General features: G+C 32.6%; 24 protein-coding genes. 21 read left to right on the forward strand and 3 right to left on the reverse strand.

The window, feature by feature from the left end; genetic code table 11:
• The first annotated feature begins 57 nt into the window (after positions 1 to 57).
• The 16 genes from RPL90_RS02430 (at position 58) to dinB (ending at position 17,927) form a co-directional block, all read left to right on the forward strand.
• Positions 58 to 636 carry a DUF2179 domain-containing protein gene (locus RPL90_RS02430; RefSeq protein WP_195719474.1) on the forward strand — a complete coding sequence of 193 codons (579 nt, stop codon included), beginning with the start codon at positions 58 to 60 and terminating at the stop codon, positions 634 to 636.
• Positions 633 to 818: an NETI motif-containing protein gene (locus RPL90_RS02435; RefSeq protein ID WP_313542588.1), complete on the forward strand. Its 186-nt coding sequence runs from the start codon at positions 633 to 635 to the stop codon at positions 816 to 818. The genes RPL90_RS02430 and RPL90_RS02435 overlap by 4 nt, the downstream gene beginning before the upstream one ends.
• A 210-nt stretch (positions 819 to 1,028) precedes the next feature.
• Positions 1,029 to 2,324, forward strand: coding sequence for an adenylosuccinate lyase (gene purB, locus RPL90_RS02440; RefSeq protein ID WP_313542602.1), 1,296 nt, complete (start codon positions 1,029 to 1,031; stop codon positions 2,322 to 2,324).
• A gap of 119 nt (positions 2,325 to 2,443) precedes the next feature.
• Complete coding sequence (locus RPL90_RS02445) at positions 2,444 to 2,746, forward strand: YerC/YecD family TrpR-related protein (RefSeq protein ID WP_048793263.1); 303 nt, start codon at positions 2,444 to 2,446, stop codon at positions 2,744 to 2,746.
• Between the two features lie 250 nt (positions 2,747 to 2,996).
• Positions 2,997 to 3,680, forward strand: a complete 684-nt coding sequence (locus tag RPL90_RS02450; protein ID WP_313542628.1) for a M15 family metallopeptidase — start codon at positions 2,997 to 2,999, stop codon at positions 3,678 to 3,680.
• A 252-nt stretch (positions 3,681 to 3,932) separates the two neighbouring features.
• Positions 3,933 to 4,625: a heptaprenylglyceryl phosphate synthase gene (gene pcrB / locus RPL90_RS02455; protein WP_313542642.1), complete on the forward strand. Its 693-nt coding sequence runs from the start codon at positions 3,933 to 3,935 to the stop codon at positions 4,623 to 4,625.
• A complete protein-coding gene (pcrA, locus tag RPL90_RS02460) occupies positions 4,622 to 6,817 on the forward strand; it encodes a DNA helicase PcrA (RefSeq protein WP_313542656.1) in 2,196 nt (731 codons plus the stop codon). Before pcrB ends, pcrA begins: the two co-directional genes overlap by 4 nt.
• Positions 6,818 to 6,820: 3 nt before the next feature.
• Entirely contained in the window at positions 6,821 to 8,827 is a 2,007-nt protein-coding gene (ligA, locus tag RPL90_RS02465; protein WP_313542670.1) for an NAD-dependent DNA ligase LigA, read from the forward strand.
• Positions 8,828 to 8,839: 12 nt separating this feature from the next.
• On the forward strand, positions 8,840 to 10,051 hold the full coding sequence (locus RPL90_RS02470; RefSeq protein ID WP_313542681.1) for a CamS family sex pheromone protein: 1,212 nt from the start codon (positions 8,840 to 8,842) through the stop codon (positions 10,049 to 10,051).
• A 231-nt stretch (positions 10,052 to 10,282) separates the two neighbouring features.
• On the forward strand, positions 10,283 to 10,585 hold the full coding sequence (gene gatC, locus RPL90_RS02475) for an Asp-tRNA(Asn)/Glu-tRNA(Gln) amidotransferase subunit GatC (RefSeq protein WP_061855621.1): 303 nt from the start codon (positions 10,283 to 10,285) through the stop codon (positions 10,583 to 10,585).
• 1 nt (position 10,586) lies between these two features.
• Positions 10,587 to 12,044 carry an Asp-tRNA(Asn)/Glu-tRNA(Gln) amidotransferase subunit GatA gene (gene gatA, locus RPL90_RS02480; RefSeq protein ID WP_313542713.1) on the forward strand — a complete coding sequence of 486 codons (1,458 nt, stop codon included), beginning with the start codon at positions 10,587 to 10,589 and terminating at the stop codon, positions 12,042 to 12,044.
• A gap of 12 nt (positions 12,045 to 12,056) precedes the next feature.
• Positions 12,057 to 13,484 carry an Asp-tRNA(Asn)/Glu-tRNA(Gln) amidotransferase subunit GatB gene (gene gatB, locus RPL90_RS02485; protein ID WP_313542724.1) on the forward strand — a complete coding sequence of 476 codons (1,428 nt, stop codon included), beginning with the start codon at positions 12,057 to 12,059 and terminating at the stop codon, positions 13,482 to 13,484.
• A 187-nt stretch (positions 13,485 to 13,671) separates the two neighbouring features.
• On the forward strand, positions 13,672 to 14,589 hold the full coding sequence (locus tag RPL90_RS02490) for a diacylglycerol kinase (protein ID WP_313542732.1): 918 nt from the start codon (positions 13,672 to 13,674) through the stop codon (positions 14,587 to 14,589).
• A gap of 75 nt (positions 14,590 to 14,664) precedes the next feature.
• On the forward strand, positions 14,665 to 16,026 hold the full coding sequence (gene rlmD, locus RPL90_RS02495; protein WP_313542745.1) for a 23S rRNA (uracil(1939)-C(5))-methyltransferase RlmD: 1,362 nt from the start codon (positions 14,665 to 14,667) through the stop codon (positions 16,024 to 16,026).
• Between the two features lie 147 nt (positions 16,027 to 16,173).
• Complete coding sequence (locus RPL90_RS02500) at positions 16,174 to 16,725, forward strand: DUF3267 domain-containing protein (RefSeq protein ID WP_313542758.1); 552 nt, start codon at positions 16,174 to 16,176, stop codon at positions 16,723 to 16,725.
• 131 nt (positions 16,726 to 16,856) lie between these two features.
• Positions 16,857 to 17,927 carry a DNA polymerase IV gene (gene dinB, locus RPL90_RS02505; RefSeq protein WP_313542791.1) on the forward strand — a complete coding sequence of 357 codons (1,071 nt, stop codon included), beginning with the start codon at positions 16,857 to 16,859 and terminating at the stop codon, positions 17,925 to 17,927.
• 4 nt (positions 17,928 to 17,931) lie between these two features.
• On the opposite strand, the gene RPL90_RS02510 is transcribed toward dinB, so the two are convergent.
• Positions 17,932 to 18,486 carry a 3'-5' exonuclease gene (locus RPL90_RS02510; RefSeq protein WP_313542808.1) on the reverse strand — a complete coding sequence of 185 codons (555 nt, stop codon included), beginning with the start codon at positions 18,484 to 18,486 and terminating at the stop codon, positions 17,932 to 17,934.
• 199 nt (positions 18,487 to 18,685) lie between these two features.
• Positions 18,686 to 19,186: an H-type ferritin FtnA gene (gene ftnA / locus RPL90_RS02515; protein ID WP_313542824.1), complete on the reverse strand. Its 501-nt coding sequence runs from the start codon at positions 19,184 to 19,186 to the stop codon at positions 18,686 to 18,688.
• A 171-nt stretch (positions 19,187 to 19,357) separates the two neighbouring features.
• Here ftnA and murT point away from each other — a divergent pair, with 171 nt between their 5' ends.
• Together murT and gatD are read left to right on the forward strand one after the other, a co-directional pair.
• Positions 19,358 to 20,668 carry a lipid II isoglutaminyl synthase subunit MurT gene (gene murT / locus RPL90_RS02520; protein WP_313542836.1) on the forward strand — a complete coding sequence of 437 codons (1,311 nt, stop codon included), beginning with the start codon at positions 19,358 to 19,360 and terminating at the stop codon, positions 20,666 to 20,668.
• A 1-nt stretch (position 20,669) separates the two neighbouring features.
• Positions 20,670 to 21,386, forward strand: coding sequence for a lipid II isoglutaminyl synthase subunit GatD (gene gatD, locus RPL90_RS02525; RefSeq protein ID WP_313542850.1), 717 nt, complete (start codon positions 20,670 to 20,672; stop codon positions 21,384 to 21,386).
• A gap of 188 nt (positions 21,387 to 21,574) precedes the next feature.
• Here the strand turns inward: gatD and RPL90_RS02530 are convergent, their stop codons facing one another.
• On the reverse strand, positions 21,575 to 22,561 hold the full coding sequence (locus RPL90_RS02530) for an FUSC family protein (RefSeq protein WP_313542864.1): 987 nt from the start codon (positions 22,559 to 22,561) through the stop codon (positions 21,575 to 21,577).
• Between the two features lie 158 nt (positions 22,562 to 22,719).
• Here RPL90_RS02530 and map point away from each other — a divergent pair, with 158 nt between their 5' ends.
• The 3 genes from map to liaF all read left to right on the forward strand — a co-directional run.
• Positions 22,720 to 23,472 (forward strand): type I methionyl aminopeptidase, encoded by a 753-nt coding sequence (gene map, locus RPL90_RS02535; protein WP_313542878.1) that lies wholly within the window; start codon positions 22,720 to 22,722, stop codon positions 23,470 to 23,472.
• 106 nt (positions 23,473 to 23,578) lie between these two features.
• Positions 23,579 to 23,965: a hypothetical protein gene (locus tag RPL90_RS02540; protein ID WP_313542893.1), complete on the forward strand. Its 387-nt coding sequence runs from the start codon at positions 23,579 to 23,581 to the stop codon at positions 23,963 to 23,965.
• Between the two features lie 16 nt (positions 23,966 to 23,981).
• Positions 23,982 to 24,551 (forward strand): cell wall-active antibiotics response protein LiaF (liaF, locus tag RPL90_RS02545; RefSeq protein ID WP_313542908.1); only part of this gene is annotated, 570 nt, incomplete at its 3' end.

Consider the following 24,551-nt stretch of genomic DNA (forward strand, 5'->3'; position numbering starts at 1 on the left):
GATGATTACGCTGATAAAATAATCTAGATTTTAATGTAATGAAAGAAGGAAAGAGTCATGTCTGTTATAGCATCAAATCCATGGTTAATGGTATTGGCAATATTTGTAATTAATGTTGCCTATGTCACTTGTTTAACTATGCGTACTATTTTAACGTTAAAAGGCTATCGTTACATTGCTGCAGTAGTGAGCTTTGTCGAAGTACTTGTTTATGTAGTTGGACTAGGATTAGTCATGTCTAGTTTAGATCAAATTCAAAATATAGTTGCTTATGCCTTCGGTTTCTCAATTGGTATTATTGTAGGAATGAAAATTGAAGAGAAGTTGGCACTTGGCTATACAGTCGTGAATGTAACCTCTTCTGAATATGAATTAGATTTAGCAACGCAACTAAGAGATTTAGGATATGGGGTTACACACTACACTGCGCATGGTAGAGATGGTTATCGTTTAGTAGTTCAAATTTTAACGCCTAGAAGATTTGAATTTAAATTAATTGAAACGATCAAACAAATAGACGCAAAAGCTTTCGTAATTGCATATGAACCGCGTACAATTCATGGTGGTTTCTGGGCAAAAGGATTAAAAACGAAAAAACTTAAACAATATGATACGGATGAAGTTGAATCTATATGAAGAAACAACAAAAATTTCAAGTCGCAGAAGACGAAACTATTCAAGACTGTTTACAACGTATGAGAGAACAAGGTTACATGCCTGTAAAACGTTTTGAAAAACCAGTGTACAAAGAAGATAATAATGGAAGCATTGACGTTTTAAAACAAGAAATAGAATTTGTCGGCAAATTAATCGAATAAATTATCAGCTAATGGTTGAGATAACGAAGTTTTGTATCTCAGCCATTTTTAATGTTAAGACATGTTAGCTTTAAAGGTTTATACTTTTGACGCTAATTCTGTTAAACTAAAATTGAACTTACAAACACGAACTTTATAGATAAAGTTATCTATAATGTACATGTTTTGCTGTTTGTAACATATAAAATAAGATGATTGGAGCTTAATAAAATGATTGAACGTTATTCTAGAGAAGAAATGTCTAATATTTGGACAGACCAAAACCGTTATGAAGCATGGCTAGAAGTAGAAATTTTGGCTTGTGAGGCGTGGAGTAAATTAGGGTACATACCACAAGAAGACGTACAAAAAATACGTGACAACGCTAAAGTAGATGTTGCCAGAGCACAAGAAATCGAACAGGAAACTAGACATGACGTAGTAGCATTTACACGTCAAGTATCGGAAACGTTAGGAGAAGAACGTAAATGGGTACATTATGGTCTTACTTCAACAGATGTCGTTGATACAGCATTAAGTTATGTTATTAAACAAGCAAACGAAATTATTGAAAAAGATTTAGAACGTTTTATCGAAGTGTTAGCTAAAAAAGCTCAAGACTATAAATATACATTGATGATGGGTCGTACACACGGCGTGCATGCCGAACCAACAACGTTTGGCGTGAAAATGGCACTTTGGTACACTGAAATGAAACGTAATTTAGAACGTTTTAAACGTGTTAGAGAAGAAATTGAAGTAGGTAAAATGAGTGGTGCAGTAGGGACATTCGCTAATATTCCACCAGAAATTGAAGCACATGTATGTGAGCGTCTAGGCATTGGTGCAGCACCAGTTTCAACACAAACACTACAAAGAGACAGACATGCATACTATATTGCAACGCTTGCATTAATTGCTACTTCTATGGAAAAATTTGCCGTAGAAATTAGAAACTTACAAAAAACAGAAACACGTGAAGTAGAAGAAGCATTTGCTAAAGGACAAAAAGGTTCATCAGCAATGCCACATAAACGTAATCCGATTGGTTCTGAAAATATTACAGGTTTATCACGTGTAATAAGAGGATATATTACTACGGCGTACGAAAATGTTCCACTATGGCATGAAAGAGATATTTCTCATTCATCTGCAGAACGTATTATGTTACCCGACGTTACAATCGCATTAGACTATGGACTAAATCGCTTCACTAATATCGTTGATAGACTAACAGTTTATGAAGAAAATATGTCTGCGAATATAGACAAGACTTTCGGATTAATATTCTCTCAACGTGTATTATTAGCTTTAATAAACAAGGGTATGGTTCGCGAAGCAGCATATGATAAAGTTCAACCTAAAGCGATGGAATCTTGGGAAACTAAAACACCGTTCAGAGAATTAGTAGAACAAGATAGTGATGTTACTGAATTATTAACTCCTGAAGAACTAGATGATTGTTTCGATCCTAAACATCATTTAAATCAAGTAGATACAATTTTTGAAAGAGCGGGATTAGCTTAATATCAGTTCTTTTAGTAAGCTTTTGAGATTATTTTAATTTTTTCAAGGGAAATTACTACACTTTAATGCGTTAGTACGTTAAAATTGGATTAAATTGAAATATACAGGGGTTGTTTTTTATGCAAATTGAAAAATTAAGAGGACAAGCGTTAGATGAATTATTTGATGCGATATTGACTCTTGAGACACGTGAAGAATGTTATCAATTTTTTGATGACTTATGCACTGTTAATGAACTACAATCTTTATCTCAAAGATTACAAGTTGCTAAAATGATAAAGCAAGGTTATACGTATGCGACAATAGAACAAGAATCTGGTGCGTCGACTGCAACAATTTCACGCGTGAAAAGATCACTCCAATGGGGTAACGACGCATATACAATGATATTAGAGCGTATGAATATCGAAACTACTGACTAATCAGCATTTGTTAAAATATAACAATGTTTACATAATGTTGATTTCTATATAAATAATCATATTTATTATTTATAAGCTGGGAGAGTACTATTATAGCTACTCTCTCAGTTTTTGATTTTAATTAAAAGTTTACACTTGTTTAATATGACATTTTTCGTATAATAATTGTAAGCAATTTTTATAATTATTAAAATTAAAATGTTAAAGTGAAAAATGTTCGATTTAGAGTTATGAAAGGAAGTTACTGGTAGTGAAGAAAAAATTTTTCGGAGGCGTAACTATTGTCTTAATCATTAGTTTTATTGTATTTATTTGTTTTTATTTCTTTACGCGCCATAATGGCGATAACAAAAATTTAACTTATCAAATTGTTAAGCCAAAAAATGCGTTACCAATCATTACGAAAGAACATGGTGTAACGAAAGTAAATGGGCATGTAATAGTAAATAAGCATTATGCATTGCCACCTTCTCATAAACCTGGTGAAGATAAACATGCCAAAAAGCAATTAAACAAATTATTAGCAGCAGCTGAGAAAGATAATGTTGATTTGAAATTCCGTAGTGGTTATAGAAGTTATCAAGATCAGCAAGACATAATGAAGAAATCTGTTAAAGAGGAAGGTCAGGAACAAGCGAAACATTATACAGCTGTTCCAGGACATTCTGAACATCAGACAGGCTTGGCATTTGATATTGGTACCGATGCGCCTATAAAAGATTTTAAAAAAGATTTTGGTAAATCAAAAGAAGGCAAATGGTTGGCACAACATGCACCTGAATATGGTTTTATAATTCGATATCCAAAAGGACAAGAAAAAGAAACGGGTTATTCTTATGAGGCTTGGCATGTCAGATATGTAGGCCCAGAATTAGCGAAAATTATTAAAGACGCGAATACTAATTTAGAAACGTATTACAATTTATCGAATTAAGCATTAATTTAAATAGTATGAACAGGAAGCGAGACAGAAATCTTATTTGTATAAGATGATTTTATCCAGCAAAGATGACTAGCATAGTAAAAAATTGATACAAGCGCATTTTCAATTCGTACATCTACTGAAAATATAAAAAATAGAGTCTGGAGATTATATGGTCTCCCAGACTTTTTTTGCGTCAATTTTAGAACTCAAATAATAAAAATGCTATAATCATATGTATGCGATATGAAGGAGAAACCAAAAATGTATAACGTTAAAGAGTGGAAACATATATTTAAATTAGATCCTGCAAAGTCCATCAGTGATGAGGATTTAGAGCAACTGTGTATGTCTAATACCGATGCCATTGTTATAGGTGGGACGGACAATGTGACAGAAGATAATGTCATTCAATTAATGAGTCGTGTTAGAAGATATCCTTTACCATTAGCGTTAGAGGTTTCAAATGTTGAAAGTGTAATGCCTGGCTTTGATTTTTATTTTGTACCGACAGTATTAAATAGCGAAGATGTTACATATCATAATGGTATTTTATTAGATGCATTGAAACAATTTGGCCATGTCATAGATTTTGATGAAGTCATATTTGAAGGCTATGTCGTATTAAATCCAGACAGTAAGGTTGCGCAAAAGACACAGGCTAAAACAAATCTAACGGCTGATGATATTGAAGCTTATGCACAAATGATTAACGAAATGTATAAATTACCTGTTATGTATTTAGAATACAGTGGTCTACAAGGTGACCTAGATATGGTAAAAACAGCCGCGAATATGTTAACAACAACACAATTGTTTTATGGCGGAGGCATTGACAGTTACGAATCGGCATGCTCAATGGCAGCTATTGCCGACACTATAATTGTGGGTGACGTTATATATAAAGATATTAAAAAAGCATTAAAAACAGTAAAAATAAAGGAGTTACCTAAATGAACGCGTTAGTAAATAAAATGAACGATGAACAAAGCCAAGCGGTACGAACTACAGAAGGTCCATTATTAATTATGGCTGGTGCGGGATCAGGAAAAACGCGAGTATTAACACACCGCATCGCTTATTTATTAGACGAGAAAAGTGTGTCTCCATACAATATTTTAGCTATTACCTTTACGAATAAAGCGGCGCGCGAAATGAAAGAGAGAGTTGAATCCTTAGTTGGGGAAGAAGCCCAAGTCATTTGGATGTCTACGTTTCACTCAATGTGTGTAAGAATTTTACGACGTGATGCAGATAGAATTGGCATTGAACGTAATTTCACTATTATCGACCCAACAGACCAAAAATCAGTTATTAAGGATGTACTTAAATCTGAGAATATTGATAGTAAACGTTTTGAGCCAAGAATGTTTATTGGGGCAATTAGTAACTTGAAAAATGAATTGAAAACGCCAGAAGATGCGCAAAAAGAAGCAAATGATTACCATTCACAAATGGTAGCAACTGTGTATAAAGGTTATCAACGTCAATTATCACGTAATGAGGCATTAGATTTTGATGATTTAATCATGACTACAATTAATTTATTTGAACGTGTGCCTGAAGTTTTAGAGTATTATCAAAATAAATTTCAATATATTCATGTCGACGAATATCAAGATACAAACAAAGCACAATATACATTAGTTAAATTATTAGCTAGTAAATTTAAAAACCTTTGTGTAGTAGGGGATTCTGATCAATCTATTTATGGTTGGCGTGGTGCTGACATTCAAAACATTTTGTCTTTTGAAGAAGATTATCCTGAAGCTAAAACAATATTTTTAGAACAAAATTATCGTTCAACAAAAACAATTTTAACTGCTGCAAACGAAGTGATTAAAAATAACTCAGAGCGTAAACCAAAAGGATTATGGACAGGAAACACACAAGGAGAAAAAATACATTATTATGAAGCTATGACCGAACGTGATGAAGCGGAATACGTAGTGAAAGAAATAATGAAGCAACAAAGAAATAATAAAAAATACAAAGATATGGCTATACTTTATCGTACAAATGCTCAGTCACGTGTGCTAGAAGAAACATTCATGAAATCAAACATTCCATATACAATGGTTGGTGGACAAAAGTTCTATGACAGAAAAGAAATTAAAGACATTCTAAGCTATTTAAGAATAGTTGCTAATAGTAATGATGACATTAGTTTACAACGTATTATCAATATTCCTAAAAGGGGAATTGGTCCGTCTTCTGTCGAAAAAATTCAAAAATATGCTGTAGATAATGATATTAGTATGTTTGATGCTTTAGGTGAAGTTGATTTTATTGGTTTATCTAAAAAAGTTACGCAAGAATGTATTAATTTTTATGAATTAATTCAAAATTTAATTAAAGAACAAGAATTCTTAGAAATTAGTGAAATTGTTGAAGAAATAATGAAAAAATCTGGATATAGAGAGATGTTAGAAAAAGAGCAAACGCTAGAATCACGTAGCCGTTTAGAAAATATTGATGAATTTATGTCTGTTCCTAAAGATTATGAAAAAAATACGCCTTTAGAAGAACAATCATTAATTAATTTCTTAACAGATTTATCTCTCGTAGCTGATATAGATGAAGCTCAAATAGAAAATGGCGTAACATTAATGACAATGCACTCTGCTAAAGGCCTTGAATTTCCAATTGTCTTTATTATGGGTATGGAAGAATCATTGTTCCCACATATTAGAGCAATAAAAAGCGATGATGATCATGAAATGGAAGAAGAACGTAGAATTTGCTATGTTGCTATTACACGAGCTGAAGAAGAATTATATATTACACATGCAACTTCTAGAATGTTATTTGGCCGTTCTCAATCCAATTTACCTTCTCGTTTCCTTAAAGAAATTCCTGAAAATCTGTTAGAAGATGTTAAAGGTACAAATAAAGCTGCGTCTAAATTTAACAGCGCGACAAAACAACCTCAAAAAAGAGGATTTAGTAAACAAGTTCGTTCTAGCAAGCAACAAAACAATACGACGTGGAATATTGGAGACAAAGTTATCCATAAATCATGGGGTGAAGGAATGGTCAGTAATGTTTCAGAAAAGAATGGTTCAGTAGAACTAGACATTATTTTTAAATCAGAAGGACCTAAACGTTTATTAGCACAATTTGCACCTATCGAAAAAAAGGGGGAATAACTTATGACTGAAAATATTCAAGCGCGCGTCGATGAATTGCACAAATTGTTAAATCAATATAGTTACGAATATTATGTTAAAGACAATCCATCTGTGCCTGACAGTGAATATGATAAATTACTACATGAATTAATAGAAATAGAAACACAACATCCTGAATATAAAACAGATGATTCCCCAACAGTGCGTGTAGGTGGCGAAGCTCAAGCTACATTTGAAAAAGTAAATCACGATACGCCGATGTTAAGTTTAGGTAATGCCTTTAATGAAGAAGATTTACGTAAATTTGACCAACGTATTCGTGAGCAAATTGGTGAAGTCACATATATGTGCGAACTGAAAATTGATGGCTTAGCAGTATCATTAAAATATGAAAATGGCAGATTTGTTCAAGGTCTTACGCGTGGAGATGGGACAACAGGAGAAGATATAACCGAAAATCTCAAAACGATCCATGCAATCCCTTTAAAAATTAATAAACCAGTAACCTTCGAAGTACGTGGTGAGGCATATATGCCGCGTTCTTCCTTCTTTAAATTAAACGAAGCAAAAGAACAAAATGATGAACAACCATTCGCGAATCCGCGAAATGCTGCGGCAGGCTCATTAAGACAACTGGACGCACGATTAGCTGCAAAACGTAAATTAAGTGTGTTTTTATATAGTGTAAATGACTTTACTGATTTTGCTGCAGAGAGTCAAAATGACGCGCTGAAAGAATTAGATGAATTAGGATTTAAAACTAATCAAGAACGCAGAAAAGTGAACAATATTGATGAAGTATTAGACTATATAGAATATTGGACAGCGCAACGTGAATCATTACCTTATGATATTGATGGTATCGTAATAAAAGTTGACGATTTATCTCAACAAGAAGAAATGGGTTATACACAAAAATCACCAAGATGGGCAATCGCCTATAAATTTCCTGCAGAGGAAGTTGTGACTCAATTGTTAGATATTGAATTAAGTATCGGACGTACTGGTGTCGTTACACCCACTGCAATTTTAGAACCAGTTAGAGTGGCAGGCACAACAGTCTCTAGAGCCTCATTACATAATGAAGATTTAATTCATGAAAAAGATATACGTATCGGAGATAGTGTCGTTATTAAGAAAGCAGGAGACATTATTCCTGAAGTGATAAACAGTATTGTTGAAAGAAGACCAGATGATGCAGTTCCTTATCATATGCCAACGCATTGTCCAAGCTGTGACCACGAGTTAGTCAGAATAGAAGGCGAAGTAGCTTTAAGATGTATCAATCCCAAATGTCAGGCGCAATTGATAGAAGGGTTAATACACTTTGTTTCAAGACAAGCTATGAATATCGATGGACTAGGAACTAAAATAATTCATCAACTTTATGATAATAATAAAATTAAAGACGTTGCAGATATTTATTATTTAACTAAAGAAGACTTATTACCATTGGAGCGTATGGGCGAGAAAAAAGTAGATAATTTATTGTCAGCAATTGAGCAATCTAAAGAGAATTCATTGGAACACTTACTATTTGGACTAGGTATCAGACATTTAGGCGTAAAAGCAAGCCAAGTCGTAGCAGAAAAATATGGTTCAATTGAACGTCTATTTGAAGTGACCGAGGAAGAATTCGTAAGTATACATGATTTTGGATATAAACTTGCACAATCAATCGTTACTTATTTAGAAAATGACGACATTCGCTCACTTATTGATAAATTGCAACAAAAGCATGTTAATATGGAATATAAGGGAATAAGAACTTCTGATATAGAAGGTCACCCAGAGTTTAAAGATAAAACAATTGTACTAACTGGTAAATTACAACAGATGACCAGAAATGAAGCAGCTGAATGGTTAGAATTGCAAGGTGCTAAAGTGACTAATAGTGTGACTAAACGTACTGATTTAGTCATCGCAGGTGCGGATGCGGGTTCTAAATTAACTAAAGCAGAAAAATTTGGCACGACAGTGTGGTCTGAAAATGATTTTATAAATAAACAAAATGAAATTACTAATTAGAGGGGATCTTACATGAAACGGACGTTAATATTATTTTTATCCGCAATAATTTTATTATCAGCATGTGGCACTAATAACAATGACAAAAAAGACGCATCTAACAATAAACAATCTACGAAAAATGAGTCGGGTTCTGTTAAAAAAATTGCTACAGATAAAAATGTTCAAGGCAACAATTACAGAACAATTTTGCCTTTTAAAGAAAGCCAAAGTCGTGGTTTACTACAAGATAATATGGCAAATAGTTATAATGGCGAAGATTTTGAAGATGGTTTGTTAGATTTGAGTAAGCAAGTCTTTCCAACTAAAGACTACCTTTATCAAGATGGACAATATTTAGATAAAGATACGACTAACGCTTATTTAAAACCGAAATATACTAAAGGCGAAATCGATAAAATGAGTAGTTCTGAACGTAAAGATAAAAAGGCTAATGAAAATTTAGGTTTAAACCCTTCACATAATGGTGAAACAGACCCTGAAAAAATAGCTGAAAATGCGCCATCGTATTTATCAAATATATTAGAACAAGATTTTTATGATGACGGCGATACTAAAGGTAAAAAGATTAAAGGCATGACAATTGGCTTAGCTATGAATGGTACCTATTACTATCAAAAAGAAAAAGATGGGGATACCTTCAGTAAAAAGTTAGATGATAAAGAAATTAAAAAACAAGGTAAAGAGATGGCTAGTGAAATTTTATCAAGATTAAGAGAAAATAAAGACTTGAAAAATATTCCAATCCACTTTGCAATTTATAAACAATCCGGAGAGAATGCTATTATTCCTGGTGAATTTGTTGCAGGTACAACTGCTGAAAAAGGTAAGACTCGTATAAATGAATGGAAAAATATTAGCCAAAAATCTGTATTACTCCCTTCTGATGAAGCGGGTGATATAGACGAAACTTTAAACAATAACTTTAAACAATTTAATGACAACCTTCAATCTTATTTCAATAATTTTACGCAAGCAGTAGGGACAGTGAAGTTTGAAAATAAAAAAGCGAAATCATTATCTGTGGATTTACCTATTGATTATTATAGTAAAGCCGAAACAATCGGTATTACACAATATGTAACGCAACAAGCGGATAAATACTTTAGTGATATTGACGAATATGAAATTCATATCAAAGATGGTAATAATCCAAAAGCATTAATTAGTAAATCGAAAGACGAAGATGAACCAAAAGTTCACATTTATACGAATAGCAACTAAATAATCAAAAGTTAGTGTATTGACGCGTTGTCGCATGAAAATTTGTGGCAACGTGTTTTTATATAAAAATATTACATCATAGATATAAATTCAGTTGAAAAATTAAAAAATAGATCATGTGAACTATTATATATTGAATGATCAATGTATTTTTAACGAAAAATTTAGATTTTTGGGTGAAATTTTGATACAATTTTGTAGTGAATGAGTAAAAGGAGGCTTTTTAATATAATGGCTAAAGTTACACGTGAAGAAGTTAAACATATAGCTAATTTAGCTAGACTTCAAATTTCTGAAGATGAAACGACTGAAATGCAAGAAACATTAGAAACAATTTTAAATTTTGCTAATCAAATCGATTCTGCAAATACAAGCGATATTGAACCTACAAATCACGTATTAGATTTACAAAATGTATTACGTGAAGACAAAGCGCAAGAGGGTATTCCTCAAGAGCTTGCATTAAAAAATGCGAAAGAAACGGAAGATGGACAGTTTAAAGTACCATCTATCATGAATGAGGAGGACGCTTAAAATGACCATCCGTTACGAATCTGTGGAAAACCTAATTAAACTTATAGAAAATAAAGAAATAACACCGTCACAAATCGTTAATGATATATACGATGCGATAGAAGAAACAGATCCAACAATCAAATCTTTTCTTGCATTAGACAAAGAGCATGCTTTAGCAAAAGCAAAAGAACTTGATGACTTACAAGCCAAAGGCCAAATTGAAGGTAAACTATTTGGTATTCCTATGGGTATCAAAGATAACATCATTACTGAAGGTGTAGAGACTACATGTGCAAGTAAAATGTTAGAAGGTTTTGTACCGATTTATGAATCAACTGTTATGAACAAATTAAAAGATGAAAATGCAGTATTAATCGGAAAATTAAACATGGATGAATTTGCAATGGGTGGTTCTACAGAAACATCTTATTACAAAAAAACAGTTAACCCATTCGATCACACTGCAGTACCTGGTGGATCTTCAGGGGGTTCAGCTGCGGCAGTTGCAGCAGGCTTAGTACCATTTAGTTTAGGCTCAGATACTGGTGGGTCAATTCGTCAACCTGCAGCTTATTGCGGTATTGTAGGGATGAAACCTACTTATGGTCGTGTGTCACGTTTTGGACTAGTTGCGTTTGCATCTTCTTTAGACCAAATTGGTCCATTAACACGTAATGTTAAAGATAATGCTTTAGTATTAGAAGCTATTACTGGTGTAGATGAAAATGATGCTACAAGTGCACCTGTAAATGATGCAAATTATACAGCTGAAATTGGTCAAGATATTAAGGGATTAAAAGTTGCATTACCAAAAGAATATTTAGGCGAAGGTGTATCTGAAGATGTTAAAACTGCCGTGAAAGGTGCAGTAGAAACATTAAAATCACTTGGTGCAACAGTTGATGAAGTGTCGTTACCAAATACAAAATATGGCATCCCATCATATTATGTAATTGCATCATCTGAAGCATCATCAAACTTATCTCGTTTCGATGGTATCAGATATGGTTATCATTCGACTGAAGCTAAATCATTAGAAGAATTATATAAAATGTCAAGAAGTGAAGGATTTGGCGAAGAAGTTAAACGTCGTATCTTATTAGGTACATTTGCATTAAGTTCTGGTTATTATGATGCATTTTACAAAAAATCTCAAAAAGTTAGAACTTTAATAAAAAATGATTTTGATAATATCTTTGAAAATTATGATGTTGTTGTCGGTCCAACTACACCAACAACAGCGTTTAATATTGGTGAGGAAATTGACGATCCATTAACAATGTATGCGAATGATTTATTAACTACTCCAGTAAATCTAGCTGGTTTACCAGGTATTTCAGTACCTTGTGGGCTTTCAAATAATCGTCCAATTGGCTTACAATTCATTGGTAAACCATTCGATGAGAAAACGTTATACCGTGTCGCTTATCAATATGAAACACAATTTAACTTTCATGATAAATATGAAAAATTATAAGGAGTGGAAATAATGCATTTTGAAACAGTTATCGGACTTGAAGTCCACGTCGAATTAAAAACAGACTCAAAAATGTTTTCTCCATCACCAGCACACTTTGGTGCTAAACCAAATTCAAACACTAATGTTATAGATCTTGGTTACCCAGGTGTTTTACCTGTCGTAAATAGAAGAGCTGTTGATTGGGCAATGAGAGCATCTATGGCTTTAAATATGGATATCGCAACAGAATCTAAATTTGACCGTAAAAACTATTTCTATCCAGATAATCCAAAAGCGTATCAAATTTCACAATTTGATCAACCCATTGGTGAAAATGGATATATTGATATTGAAGTAGATGGTGAAACAAAACGTATCGGCATTACACGTTTGCATATGGAGGAAGACGCGGGTAAATCAACGCATAAAGATGGATATTCACTTGTAGACCTAAATAGACAAGGCACACCATTAATCGAAATCGTATCTGAGCCAGACATCCGTTCACCACAAGAAGCGTATGCTTATTTAGAAAAATTACGTTCTATTATTCAATATACTGGTGTTTCTGATTGTAAAATGGAAGAAGGATCATTACGTTGTGACGCCAACATTTCATTACGTCCATATGGACAAGAAGCATTTGGTACTAAAGCTGAATTGAAAAATTTAAATTCATTTACTTATGTTCGTAAAGGTTTAGAATATGAAGAAAAACGCCAAGAAGAAGAACTATTAAATGGTGGAGAAATCTTACAAGAAACACGTCGTTTCGATGAATCAAATGGTAAAACAATCTTAATGCGTGTCAAAGAAGGTTCTGACGACTACCGCTACTTCCCAGAACCAGATATCGTACCCCTTTACGTTGATGAAGAATGGAAAGAACGTGTACGTCAAACAATCCCAGAATTACCAGATGAAAGAAAAGAAAAATATGTTTCACAATTCGGTCTACCAACATATGATGCCCATGTGTTAACACTTACAAAAGAGATGTCTGATTTCTTTGAAGGCGCAGTTAAAGAAGGCGCTGATGTTAAATTAACATCTAACTGGTTAATGGGTGGCGTTAACGAATACTTAAATAAAAATCAAATCGAACTGCAAGATACAAAACTAACGCCTGAAAACTTAGCAGGTATGATTAAATTAATCGAAGACGGTACGATGAGTAGTAAAATTGCGAAAAAAGTATTCCCAGAACTTGCTGAAAATGGTGGAGACGCTAAACAAATTATGGAAGATAAAGGTTTAGTACAAATCTCAGACGAAGCTACATTACTTAAATTTGTTAATGAAGCTTTAGATAATAATCCACAATCAGTAGAAGATTACAAAAATGGTAAAGGCAAAGCTATGGGCTTCTTAGTTGGTCAAATTATGAAAGCGTCAAAAGGACAAGCCAATCCACAATTAGTCAATCAACTATTAAAACAAGAGTTAGACAAACGCTAATTATTAAATGAGTTGTTTAACGTAATTAAAGGTTAAATCTTATGCCTGTAAGCAATTTATATTGCTTACAGGTTACTTGTTGTATTAAAAAGTTAACGCATTATTAAATTGAATAATTTAAATGCTTTCAACTGAACTATAAATACTTTAATATAGGTAATGAGTATACTAAGTTGAGGGATAAACTATGAGAAAAAGAGCTAGAATAATTTATAATCCAACTTCTGGTAAAGAGCTATTTAAACGTACGTTACCAGATGTACTAATAAAATTAGAAAAAGCAGGATTTGAAACAAGCGCATATGCAACAGAAAAAATAGGTGATGCCACAATTGAAGCACAACGTTCTCTTGAAGGTCAATATGACGTACTTATTGCCGCAGGTGGCGACGGGACATTGAATGAAGTTGTAAATGGTATTGCAGAACAACCTGATAGACCTAAATTAGGTATTATCCCGATGGGGACAGTAAATGATTTTGGCCGTGCCTTACATTTACCTAGCGATATTATGAGTGCTATAGATGTAATAATTGATCAACACTCTACAAAGGTAGATATAGGTAAAATGAACAGCCGCTATTTTATTAATTTGGCTGCAGGTGGACAATTAACACAAGTCTCTTATGAAACGCCGAGTAAATTAAAATCGATTGTAGGACCATTTGCATATTACATTAAAGGTTTTGAAATGTTGCCACAAATGAAGGCCGTCGATATTAGAATCGAATATGACGGTGAGGTCTTTCAAGGGGAAGCAATGTTGTTTTTATTAGGATTAACAAATTCTATGGCTGGATTTGAAAAATTAGTCCCTGATGCTAAATTAGATGATGGTAAATTCACGTTAATAATCGTGGAAAAAGCAAATCTAGCAGAATTAGGTCATATTATGACATTGGCATCTCGTGGAGAACATACCAAACATCCTAAAGTACATTATGAGAAAGCAAGCTCAATTAACATATCTTCCTATACAAACATGCAATTGAATGTGGATGGAGAATATGGCGGTAAACTACCAGGTAATTTCTTAAACTTGAAACAACATATAGAAGTATTTACACCGAAAGATGTTAAAAATAAAGAATTAACTGAGCAATAACTAAAAATTATCATCATTTGAGGTTAGGTCACAACATCATTGCAACCTAACCTCTTTTAATTTGGAGTGAATGAGTTGAATACGATTCAAAAAAATGACATAAAAAACGGTAAAGTTATTGATTTAACACATGAGGGTCACGGCGTCGTAAAAATTGATAATTATCCTATTTTTGTACCTAATACATTAATTGACGAAGAAATTGAATATAAAATTATTAAAGTTAAAAAGAATTTTGCGATTGGTAAATTAATAAATGTAGTACTAGAAAGTAAGGAACGAATTGAACCACCTTGCGTTTATTACACTAAGTGTGGGGGATGTCAATTACAACATATGAGCTATAAGGCGCAACTAGCGATGAAGAAAGAACAAGTCGTTAATTTGTTTCATCGTAAAGCTGATTTTAAAGAAACAACGATTCACGATACGGTAGGTATGGAGCACCCTTGGCGTTATAGAAATAAATCACAAATACCAGTTGGTTTAACTCAAGACAAAGAGGTGAAAATGGGTTTTTATCGACAACGTAGTCACGACATCATCGATATGGATGAATGTTTGATTCAAGATAATCAACATCAACAAGTGATGAATGTCGTTAAACAATTATTTAATGACTTAAAAGTAAGTATTTATAACGAACGTTCAAAACAAGGACTGATGCGACACGTTGTTATTCGTACTGGGCATCATAGCGACGATGTAATGATAATATTTGTAACAAATGGTAAAAAGTTTAAACAAGCTCCAACAATTATTGAAAAATTGTTAGAAACGTTTCCTAACGTAACAAGTATTAAACAGAACATCAATAAGATACATACCAATGTCATTATGGGCGATGAATCAATAACGTTATATGGGAAAGATAAAATAGAAGACAGTTTATCAGACGTAACATTTAAAATTAGTGATCGTTCATTTTATCAAATAAACTCTGCTCAAACTGAAAAATTGTACCAACGTGCGATTGATTATGCACAATTATCAGGTAATGAAATCGTTTTAGACACTTATTGTGGGATTGGAACGATAGGTTTATCAATGGCATCACAAGTTAAACATGTTTATGGTGTCGAAGTTGTTCCAGAAGCAATTGCAGATGCGCAACAAAATGCGACTTTAAACCAATTAGAAAATACTACTTTTGTCTGTGGCAAGGCTGAAAATACTATATTAAAATGGCAACAAGAAGGAATTCAGCCAGATGTTGTTATGGTGGATCCTCCAAGAAAAGGGTGCGATGAATCCTTTATTCAAACTTTACTTACTTTATCACCACAAAAGATAGTGTATATTTCTTGCAACCCTGCAACTCAACAACGAGATGCTACAATGTTACAAGAAAAGTATAATTTAATGGAAATTACACCAGTCGATATGTTCCCGCAAACAACACACGTTGAAACAGTAGCCTTATTTGAATTGAAATAATGAAATATTTCAAAATATGTAAAATATTGCAAAATGACTAGGTTTATTAAAATTGGATTACAGGCAATATATTCGATTGAATTTTATTTATCTACTATCTATAATCAAAGTATAAATATTCGATAAATATGTTAGGAGGGATATATTGTGTTTAAAATTAGTTTGTTTGATAATAAAAAAATGATGGAACGATTTGTGATTTTACAAGTAGCGATAGTAATGATGACTATTTTAATCTCATATAAAATAGCTTACTTATATACGCATATCATCGAACAAGATATATTGTTTAATATCATTTATGGCATTTTAGGTCTAGTTGGTGTCGTTATTATCCATGAATTAATACATAATATATTGTTCCGAGTTTTTGCAAAAAATTCAACAAAACCTTCTTACCGTTACCATTATGGATTAATTTCAACGCATATGCCCGTGACGTATTATAAAAAATGGCAATATATACTCATTATGTTAGCGCCACTGTTTGTTTTAACATTACTACTCATTGTAGCCTTTACGTTTTTATCTTATTCATCAATTATTTTTATTAGCAGTTTTCATATTGGATATTGTCTATTTGATTTATATTTTACAATAGGACTATTAAACAGAAATGTGAAATATGTTGAAAATACAGAACAGGGTATTTATTATTACACGCAATCACCGGTCGAAATGCACACAGAAGCTAAATAATGTTAATCATTAAAATATAGCGGAACTCCAAAATGTTGTTAACACATTTTGGGGATTTTTTTATTTAGAACTATAAAGGGCAGTAGTATACTTAAATTAATAAAATTTTTATTTATGGGAGGTGAATCTAAATGGGAGAAAGACGCATTATTCATATTGATATGGATTACTTTTTTGCTCAAGTGGAGATGAGAGACAATCCAAAACTTCAAGGGAAACCTGTGATTGTAGGTGGTAAAGCTAGTGGTAGAGGCGTAGTTTCGACGGCTTCTTATGAGGCAAGAAAATATGGGGTACATTCAGCGATGCCAATGGCGCAAGCTCATAAATTATGTCCGAATGGTTATTATGTCACACCGAGATTTGAAGCTTATAAAGAAGCTTCAAATATAATAATGGAAATTTTCAAAAGTTATACGGAAATTGTAGAACCATTATCCTTGGATGAAGCCTATTTAGATATTACTCACCTCGTACGACAAGATTTGCCTGCTTCGCATATAGCACAATATATACGCCGTGATATAACAGAACAAACAGGATTAACTGCCTCTGCAGGCGTATCATATAATAAGTTTTTAGCTAAATTAGCGAGTGGCATGAATAAACCTAATGCTTTAACTGTTATTGACTATAATAATGTGCATGATATTTTGATGAATTTGGACATTGGTGATTTTCCTGGTGTCGGCAAGGCTTCAAAACAAAAAATGCATGATAATAACATCTTCACAGGTCAAGATTTGTATAATCAAAGTGAACGAGAATTGATAAGGTTATTTGGGAAAAGAGGGCATGGCTTATATAATAAAGCACGAGGGATTGATCATAACCCTGTTAAGCAAACTCGAATACGCAAGTCGGTAGGGACAGAACGTACATTTGCTACTGACGTTAATGACGACGACCAAATATTACAAAAAATTTGGGAGTTAAGTGAAAAGACTGCGCAGAGATTAGCTAATTTACACAAGTCAGGAAAAACAGTCACAGTAAAAATAAAAACGTACAAGTTTGAAACCTTTTCAAAGCAAAAAAGTTTAAGAGAAACTGTACGTTCAGAAACAGATATTTATAATATTGCATATGCATTATATACAGACCTTAAAGAACCAGAGATTCCAATTAGATTGGTAGGTGTAACGGTAGGGAACTTGGAAAAATCTACTTATGAAAACATGACAATTTATGATTATTTGTAAACGTTTAATCTTTGTCTTTCAATTGCTTACCATACACGTTTAGCATAGTGGCTAAATTATCATAATGTTTTAACAAGCGAAATGTTATCATTGCGCAAGCTTTGGCATCATTTAAAGCATCGTGATGTCCGTGAAAATCCAAATTATAAAACTGCATCATATGATTTAAACCATAACGATGATTATTTATAGTACGACGTGCTAATTGAAGTGAACAAAAATAAGTCATACTCGGTGTTTCTTGACCGCATGATTTAATACTTTCATGAAGTACGTTCATATCGAAAGCAGCATTATGAGCTACTACGGGTAAGCCATCAATAAAATCTAACATATACGGATATACTTCAGTAAAATTAGGAGCTGTTTCTACTTCTTCTGGATGGATGCCGTGAACGGCTATATTTTGTTGTGAAAAATAGTCATTAGGATTAACTAACGTATAAAAAGTCTCCACAATTTCATGGTTCACTACTTTTACCATACCTACAGAACAAATACTTGTTCTCTTACCATTAGCTGTTTCGAAGTCCAATGCTACAAATGCATTTTCAGCCATTACAATACTTCCCTTCATAAATGAGATGATAAAACATTAATCGTTTTACCATATTTCAAGTGCATCACGCACTTTTTATTATATAATAAAAAATAAGGATGAACATAGGCAAGATAAACTACTTATATAACTATATAAGTTTCGTCTATAACCTAAGTTCAACCTTAAATGAAATTACTAACTCGAACATGTATTAAATTTATTCTTCATCAAATGTGCGTGCAGCAAGCTCTTTTTCATATAAATATAAAGTATTATGATCATCACCAATGCGTTTTAAATAATCGATATGTGTTTCAAACATAGATTCCTCTTCTACTTGTTCATCTAAGAACCAGTTTAAGAATGAAATTGTAGCATAATCTTTATCTTTATTTGCGATGTCAGATAGATTATAAAATCTACGTGTAACATCTTGTTCTTGAGCTAAACCATCTTCAAATGTTTCTAAGATACTGTTGAATTCTGATTTAGGTGCAGAGATTGCTGAAAATTCAGCGCGCTCACCGCGGTCATTAATATAGTCATAGATTTTCTTACCGTGGAAACGCTCTTCTTTAGCTTGCTGAATATAGAAATTAGCAAAACCTTCGTAAGATTTATTGTCACAGTATGCTGCCATAGCCATGTATGCATGTGCTGCATAGAATTCGTGGTTCATCTGTTCATTTAATGCATTTAATAATTCTTTATTTAACATAAGTAATCGGCCTCCTATACTTAATTAATATAAGTATAGCAAATCTATTCTCATTAGTAAATAATAATTATTATAATCTAGGGCGGGTTGAATATTTTTAATTGAGAATGCTATAGAAAGAAAAAAAGACGTGTTATAATATTTTGTGCGAGTAATATAGGGAGGTTATTTATGAGACATTGGACAGCTACAACTTTGGCAAAGCTAGCACGTAAAGCAAGTAGAGCAGCAGGTAAAAAAGGTACAGATTTACCTGGCCAAGTTGCAAGAAAATTAGATAAAAATATATTAAGAAATTTAGCTACAAAAGTAGATGAAATAGTCTTTATAAGTGGTACTAATGGTAAGACAACGACGTCGAATTTAATTGGGTACACATTAAAAGAAAATAATATAGAGATTATACATAATAATGAAGGCGCCAATATGGCTGCTGGTATTACATCAGCATTTATTTTACAAAACAACAACAATACGAAAATAGCAATTATCGAGATAGATGAAGGGAGCATCCCTAGAGTATTAAACGAAGTAACACCTACTATGATGGTGTTTACAAATTTCTTTAGAGATCAAATGGACCGTTTTGGAGAAATAGATATTATGGTAAATAATATCGCTCAAGCTATTAGTAATAAAGGTATCAAACTGTTACTTAATGCTGATGATCCATTTGTTAGTAGATTAAAAATAGCTAGTGACAATGTTTTATATTATGGCATGCAAAAGCATGTTCACGAATTCGAACAAAGTACTATGAATGAAAGTAAATATTGTCCTAACTGTGGTCGCTTATTACATTATGATTATATTCACTACAATCAAATAGGTCATTATCATTGTGAATGTGGATTTAAAAGAGAACAACCAAAATATGAAGTCACAAACTTTAATTTATCACCTTTCATAGACATGGTAGTTAATAACGCTAAATTTGACATGAAAATAGCAGGTGATTTTAATGCCTATAACGCTTTAGCCGCATATTCTGTATTAAAAGAATTAGGATTAAGTAATGACTCAATTCGTAATGGTTTTGAATCTTATACGTCACATAACGGTAGAATGCAGTATTTCAAACATAACCAAAAAGAGGCTATGATCAATCTTGCTAAAAACCCTGCAGGCATGAATTCAAGTTTATCAGTTGGTGAACAAATTGAAGGTAATAAGGTCTATCTTTTAAGCTTAAATGATAATGCTGCCGATGGACGTGACACTTCTTGGATTTATGACGCCGATTTTGAAAAACTTTCGAGACAATCTATCGAAGTAATCATAGTTACAGGTACAAGAGCCGAAGAACTACATTTACGCTTGAAATTAGCTGAAGTAGTCGTACCAGTTATTGTGGAGAAAGATATCTATAAGGCTACTGCATTATCAATGAACTACAATAGTTTCACTGTTGCAATACCGAACTATACCTCTTTATCTCCAATGTTAGAACAATTGAATCGCTCATTTAAGGAGGATAAATAGTATGAATGAATTAAATATATATCATTTTATGCCAGATAAACTAAATTTGTATAGTGATATAGGAAATATCATTGCCCTTCGTCAAAGAGCTAAACTTAGAAATATCAAAGTTAATGTGATTGATATTAATGAAACTGAAGGTATTACGCTAGATGATTGTGATATTTTCTTTATAGGCGGTGGGAGTGACAGAGAACAATCACTTGCTACTAAAGAATTAAGTAAGATTAAAACAATGCTTAAAGATGCAATAGAAGAGGGTATGCCTGGTTTAACAATTTGTGGCGGGTACCAATTTTTAGGTAGTAAATATATTACGCCAGATGGTACAGAATTAGAAGGTCTGAACATTCTAGACTTTTATACTCAGTCACAAAAAGATAGATTAACAGGTGATATCGTTATTGAAAGCGAAACGTTTGGTACTATCGTTGGATTTGAAAATCATGGTGGCAGAACTTATCATGATTTTGGAACATTAGGTAATGTGACACATGGCTTTGGTAATAATGATAACGATGGTAAAGAAGGCATTCATTATAAAAACTTATTAGGTACTTATTTACATGGACCCATACTGCCGAAAAACCATGAAATTACTGACTATCTATTAACTAAGGCTTGTGAACGTAAAGGTATTCCATTTGCACCGGTAAAAGTCGATAATGACATCGAAGAAGCGGCTAAGCAAGTTATAGTAGATCGAGTGAAAAAATAATAATAAATAAAGGGCCTGAGACAGATTGTCTTCAGGCTCTACTTTTATATGAGCAGAACAGGACTGAATTGAAAATGCGCTTATAACAAGCTACTTTCAACGCTAATCATCCTTGCCGGGCCGTGAGATACTCTTCTTATAAAAATAGATTTTTGTCACGTTCCCTTGTTAATTGTTTAATAAAGTTATTAAGCGTATCTATCATCAAGAATACGATAAATTAACAGTATTTCATATATAATATGACTTTTAAGTTGATGAGCATCAAATTCATCTAAATTTTTAACAGAGTTTTTCAATATAGAGGCACTTTTCTTTTCTCTTTCGAAATGGCCTGTCGCAATGATTTGATTGATATTATTAGCTATTTTAAGCATTGCCAATTTTTCGTTATTATCAAAATGAACCACTGTTTTTTTAGGCAAATAAATAATATTTGATAGATGTGAAATAAATAGTCTGTCTGTGGTAGATAAAGTTTGAAACTTTTTAAATTTAATCCATTCTGTTTCACCATATTTGTGGTAAGATAATTCGTCGGATTGATAAGCTAATAAAGCTTCAATCTTTTGCGTCGCTATTAGTAATTTATTATATTTTTTAATTGATGAGTCTGATTTGAATTGACTTAATAATAACTCTTGCATTCTTTCACTATATAAAGCATACATTTTTTCTTCAGTATCACGTAATAAATTTTCGATTTGATCATAATATTTCGGAGGAAAAATAATAAAATTTACTAAGGTTGCAGTGCCTAATCCTATTACTGCAGTTAATAGTCTTGAAAAGAAATTAAAAATATATGCATCGTGTATACCGGGAATCATGGCCATAGCAGTCAATGTTGCGACTGTAGTACCTGCATGTAAGTTTAATTTAGTACAAACCAAAATGGTAAGTGTGGCTGCAAATGCATAGGAAAAAGGTGATTGATCTCCAAAAATAAAAGTAAATATCACTGCAAATAATGCGCCAATTACAGTTGCGGGTAATCGTCTATAGCCTTTTTTTATTGACGCCTTTGCAGTAGGTTCAATCGTAACAACCGCACTTAATATAGCGAATATAGGGTTTAGGTTTAGTAACATACAAAATAGTGCCGTTAAAAATGTTGCTAAACCCGTTTTTAATGTTCGAGCTCCAACTAATCTTTTATACCATTTGTCATTCATTAGAAAATCTCCATTACATAATTTAGTCATTTTTAAAGTGTGTCATTTAAAATACGTTAATGTTAAACTATATATGCTTAAATACTGTCTATTATTATAACAAAAAAATCTGCTATAATAATAAGTAAGATAAATTATTTAAAAAGGAACGGGATAAAATGATTGTTAAAACAGAAGAAGAACTAGCAGCTTTGAAAGATATAGGTTATATATGTGCGCTTGTTAGAGACAAAATGCAAGAAGCAACCGTAGTAGGTATTACTACAAAAGAGCTTGATGACATTGCCAAAGATTTATTTGAACAGCATGGTGCAATTTCAGCTCCAATACACGACGAAAATTTTCCAGGGCAAACTTGCATTAGTGTGAATGAAGAAGTTGCTCACGGAATTCCTGGTAAAAGAGTGATTCGTGAAGGTGACTTAGTTAATATCGACGTATCTGCACTTAAAAATGGTTATTATGCTGATACAGGTATTTCATTTGTTGTTGGAGAATCAGATAATCCTTTAAAACAAAAAGTATGTGATGTAGCTTTAGAAGCCTTTGAAGCTGCAATGACAAAAATTAAACCAGGTACTAAATTAAGCCAAATTGGTAGAGCGGTACATGCGACAGCACGAAAAAACGATGTTACAGTTATTAAAAACTTAACTGGTCATGGTGTTGGTCAATCATTACATGAAGCACCAAGTCATGTAATGAACTACTTTGATCCCAAGGATAAAACGTTACTGAAAGAAGGTACTGTATTAGCGGTTGAACCATTTATTTCAACTCATGCTACATATGTATCAGAAGGTAAAAATGAATGGGCATTTGAAACGAAAGATAAAAGTTTGGTTGCACAAATTGAACATACGGTTATCGTAACGAAAGATGGTCCATTATTAACTACTAAAATTGATTAAATTTTAATTTTAGGTCTAAAGTCCTAATGTAAGATGGTTCCGGAGCCTATTAAAATGGTTCCGGTAATTTTTTATAATGAAACCTAATCAATGATGAGGTGGTTTCATGAACTATATTACGACATACTTAAATGACATTTGTAAAAACACATATGAGATAGGATTAAAATCTTACAAAGAAAAATTAGATTTAAAATTAGAAAGCATCGAACAGTATATAGCTTATCTGATTGAGAAAAAAGAACGCATTCGTAACATGATTGACAGCTTGACATTAAAATTAGAAAATAAATACATCGATATGATAGATTATACTCATGTTAATTGTGCTCAAGAAATTGACAATAAAGAAATCGATTCAATTAAAGCAATGCTTAATAAAATGGAAGCAGACTATGCACGTATTGAAGCAGATCTATCTCAACAAGCCAAAGAAAAAATCAATACAGAAACTGAATGTGATTTTATCGAACGCATAAGTTTAGTCGCTTAAAGAAGGGTGGCGAATCATGACACACAAATATATATCGACAGAAATGTTAATAATTTTTACTGCATTAATGATTATAGCCAATTTTTACTACATATTTTTTGAGAAAATTGGCTTTCTACTTGTGCTATTACTTGGATGCATATTGGTTTATATAGGATATGTATATTTTCATAAAGTAAGAGGTTTGCTATCTTTCTGGATAGGGGCTCTACTCATAGCATTTACGCTGTTGTCGAATAAATATACTATTATTATTTTATTTATCTTTTTAATCGTCTTAATAATTAGATATTTAATTTATAAATTTAAGCCATTCAAGATTATTGCTTCAGAGGAAGAAGTGGATTCTCCAGAATTTATTAAGCAAAAATGGTTTGGAGAGCAACGTACGCCGGTATATGTTTATAAATGGGAAGACTTACAAATTCAACATGGTATTGGTGATGTGCATATTGACATGACCAAAGCAGCTAACATTAAAGAAAACAACACTATTGTAGTGAGACATCTTATCGGACGAACACAAATTGTCGTTCCGTTAAATTATAATATTAACTTTCACTTTACTGCATTATATGGTAATGCT

Source organism: Staphylococcus kloosii (assembly GCF_032139365.1).
Classification (GTDB): domain Bacteria; phylum Bacillota; class Bacilli; order Staphylococcales; family Staphylococcaceae; genus Staphylococcus; species Staphylococcus kloosii_A.

Bases quoted from the DNA above. Each gene is read 5' to 3' on its own strand.
- RPL90_RS02430 (WP_195719474.1), top strand. From the start codon at position 58: ATGTCTGTTATAGCATCAAATCCATGGTTAATGGTATTGGCAATATTT.
- RPL90_RS02435 (WP_313542588.1), top strand. From the start codon at position 633: ATGAAGAAACAACAAAAATTTCAAGTCGCAGAAGACGAAACTATTCAA.
- purB (WP_313542602.1), top strand. From the start codon at position 1,029: ATGATTGAACGTTATTCTAGAGAAGAAATGTCTAATATTTGGACAGAC.
- RPL90_RS02445 (WP_048793263.1), top strand. From the start codon at position 2,444: ATGCAAATTGAAAAATTAAGAGGACAAGCGTTAGATGAATTATTTGAT.
- pcrB (WP_313542642.1), top strand. From the start codon at position 3,933: ATGTATAACGTTAAAGAGTGGAAACATATATTTAAATTAGATCCTGCA.
- pcrA (WP_313542656.1), top strand. From the start codon at position 4,622: ATGAACGCGTTAGTAAATAAAATGAACGATGAACAAAGCCAAGCGGTA.
- ligA (WP_313542670.1), top strand. From the start codon at position 6,821: ATGACTGAAAATATTCAAGCGCGCGTCGATGAATTGCACAAATTGTTA.
- RPL90_RS02470 (WP_313542681.1), top strand. From the start codon at position 8,840: ATGAAACGGACGTTAATATTATTTTTATCCGCAATAATTTTATTATCA.
- gatC (WP_061855621.1), top strand. From the start codon at position 10,283: ATGGCTAAAGTTACACGTGAAGAAGTTAAACATATAGCTAATTTAGCT.
- gatA (WP_313542713.1), top strand. From the start codon at position 10,587: ATGACCATCCGTTACGAATCTGTGGAAAACCTAATTAAACTTATAGAA.
- gatB (WP_313542724.1), top strand. From the start codon at position 12,057: ATGCATTTTGAAACAGTTATCGGACTTGAAGTCCACGTCGAATTAAAA.
- RPL90_RS02490 (WP_313542732.1), top strand. From the start codon at position 13,672: ATGAGAAAAAGAGCTAGAATAATTTATAATCCAACTTCTGGTAAAGAG.
- dinB (WP_313542791.1), top strand. From the start codon at position 16,857: ATGGGAGAAAGACGCATTATTCATATTGATATGGATTACTTTTTTGCT.
- RPL90_RS02510 (WP_313542808.1), bottom strand. From the start codon at position 18,486: ATGGCTGAAAATGCATTTGTAGCATTGGACTTCGAAACAGCTAATGGT.
- ftnA (WP_313542824.1), bottom strand. From the start codon at position 19,186: ATGTTAAATAAAGAATTATTAAATGCATTAAATGAACAGATGAACCAC.
- murT (WP_313542836.1), top strand. From the start codon at position 19,358: ATGAGACATTGGACAGCTACAACTTTGGCAAAGCTAGCACGTAAAGCA.
- gatD (WP_313542850.1), top strand. From the start codon at position 20,670: ATGAATGAATTAAATATATATCATTTTATGCCAGATAAACTAAATTTG.
- RPL90_RS02530 (WP_313542864.1), bottom strand. From the start codon at position 22,561: ATGAATGACAAATGGTATAAAAGATTAGTTGGAGCTCGAACATTAAAA.
- map (WP_313542878.1), top strand. From the start codon at position 22,720: ATGATTGTTAAAACAGAAGAAGAACTAGCAGCTTTGAAAGATATAGGT.
- RPL90_RS02540 (WP_313542893.1), top strand. From the start codon at position 23,579: ATGAACTATATTACGACATACTTAAATGACATTTGTAAAAACACATAT.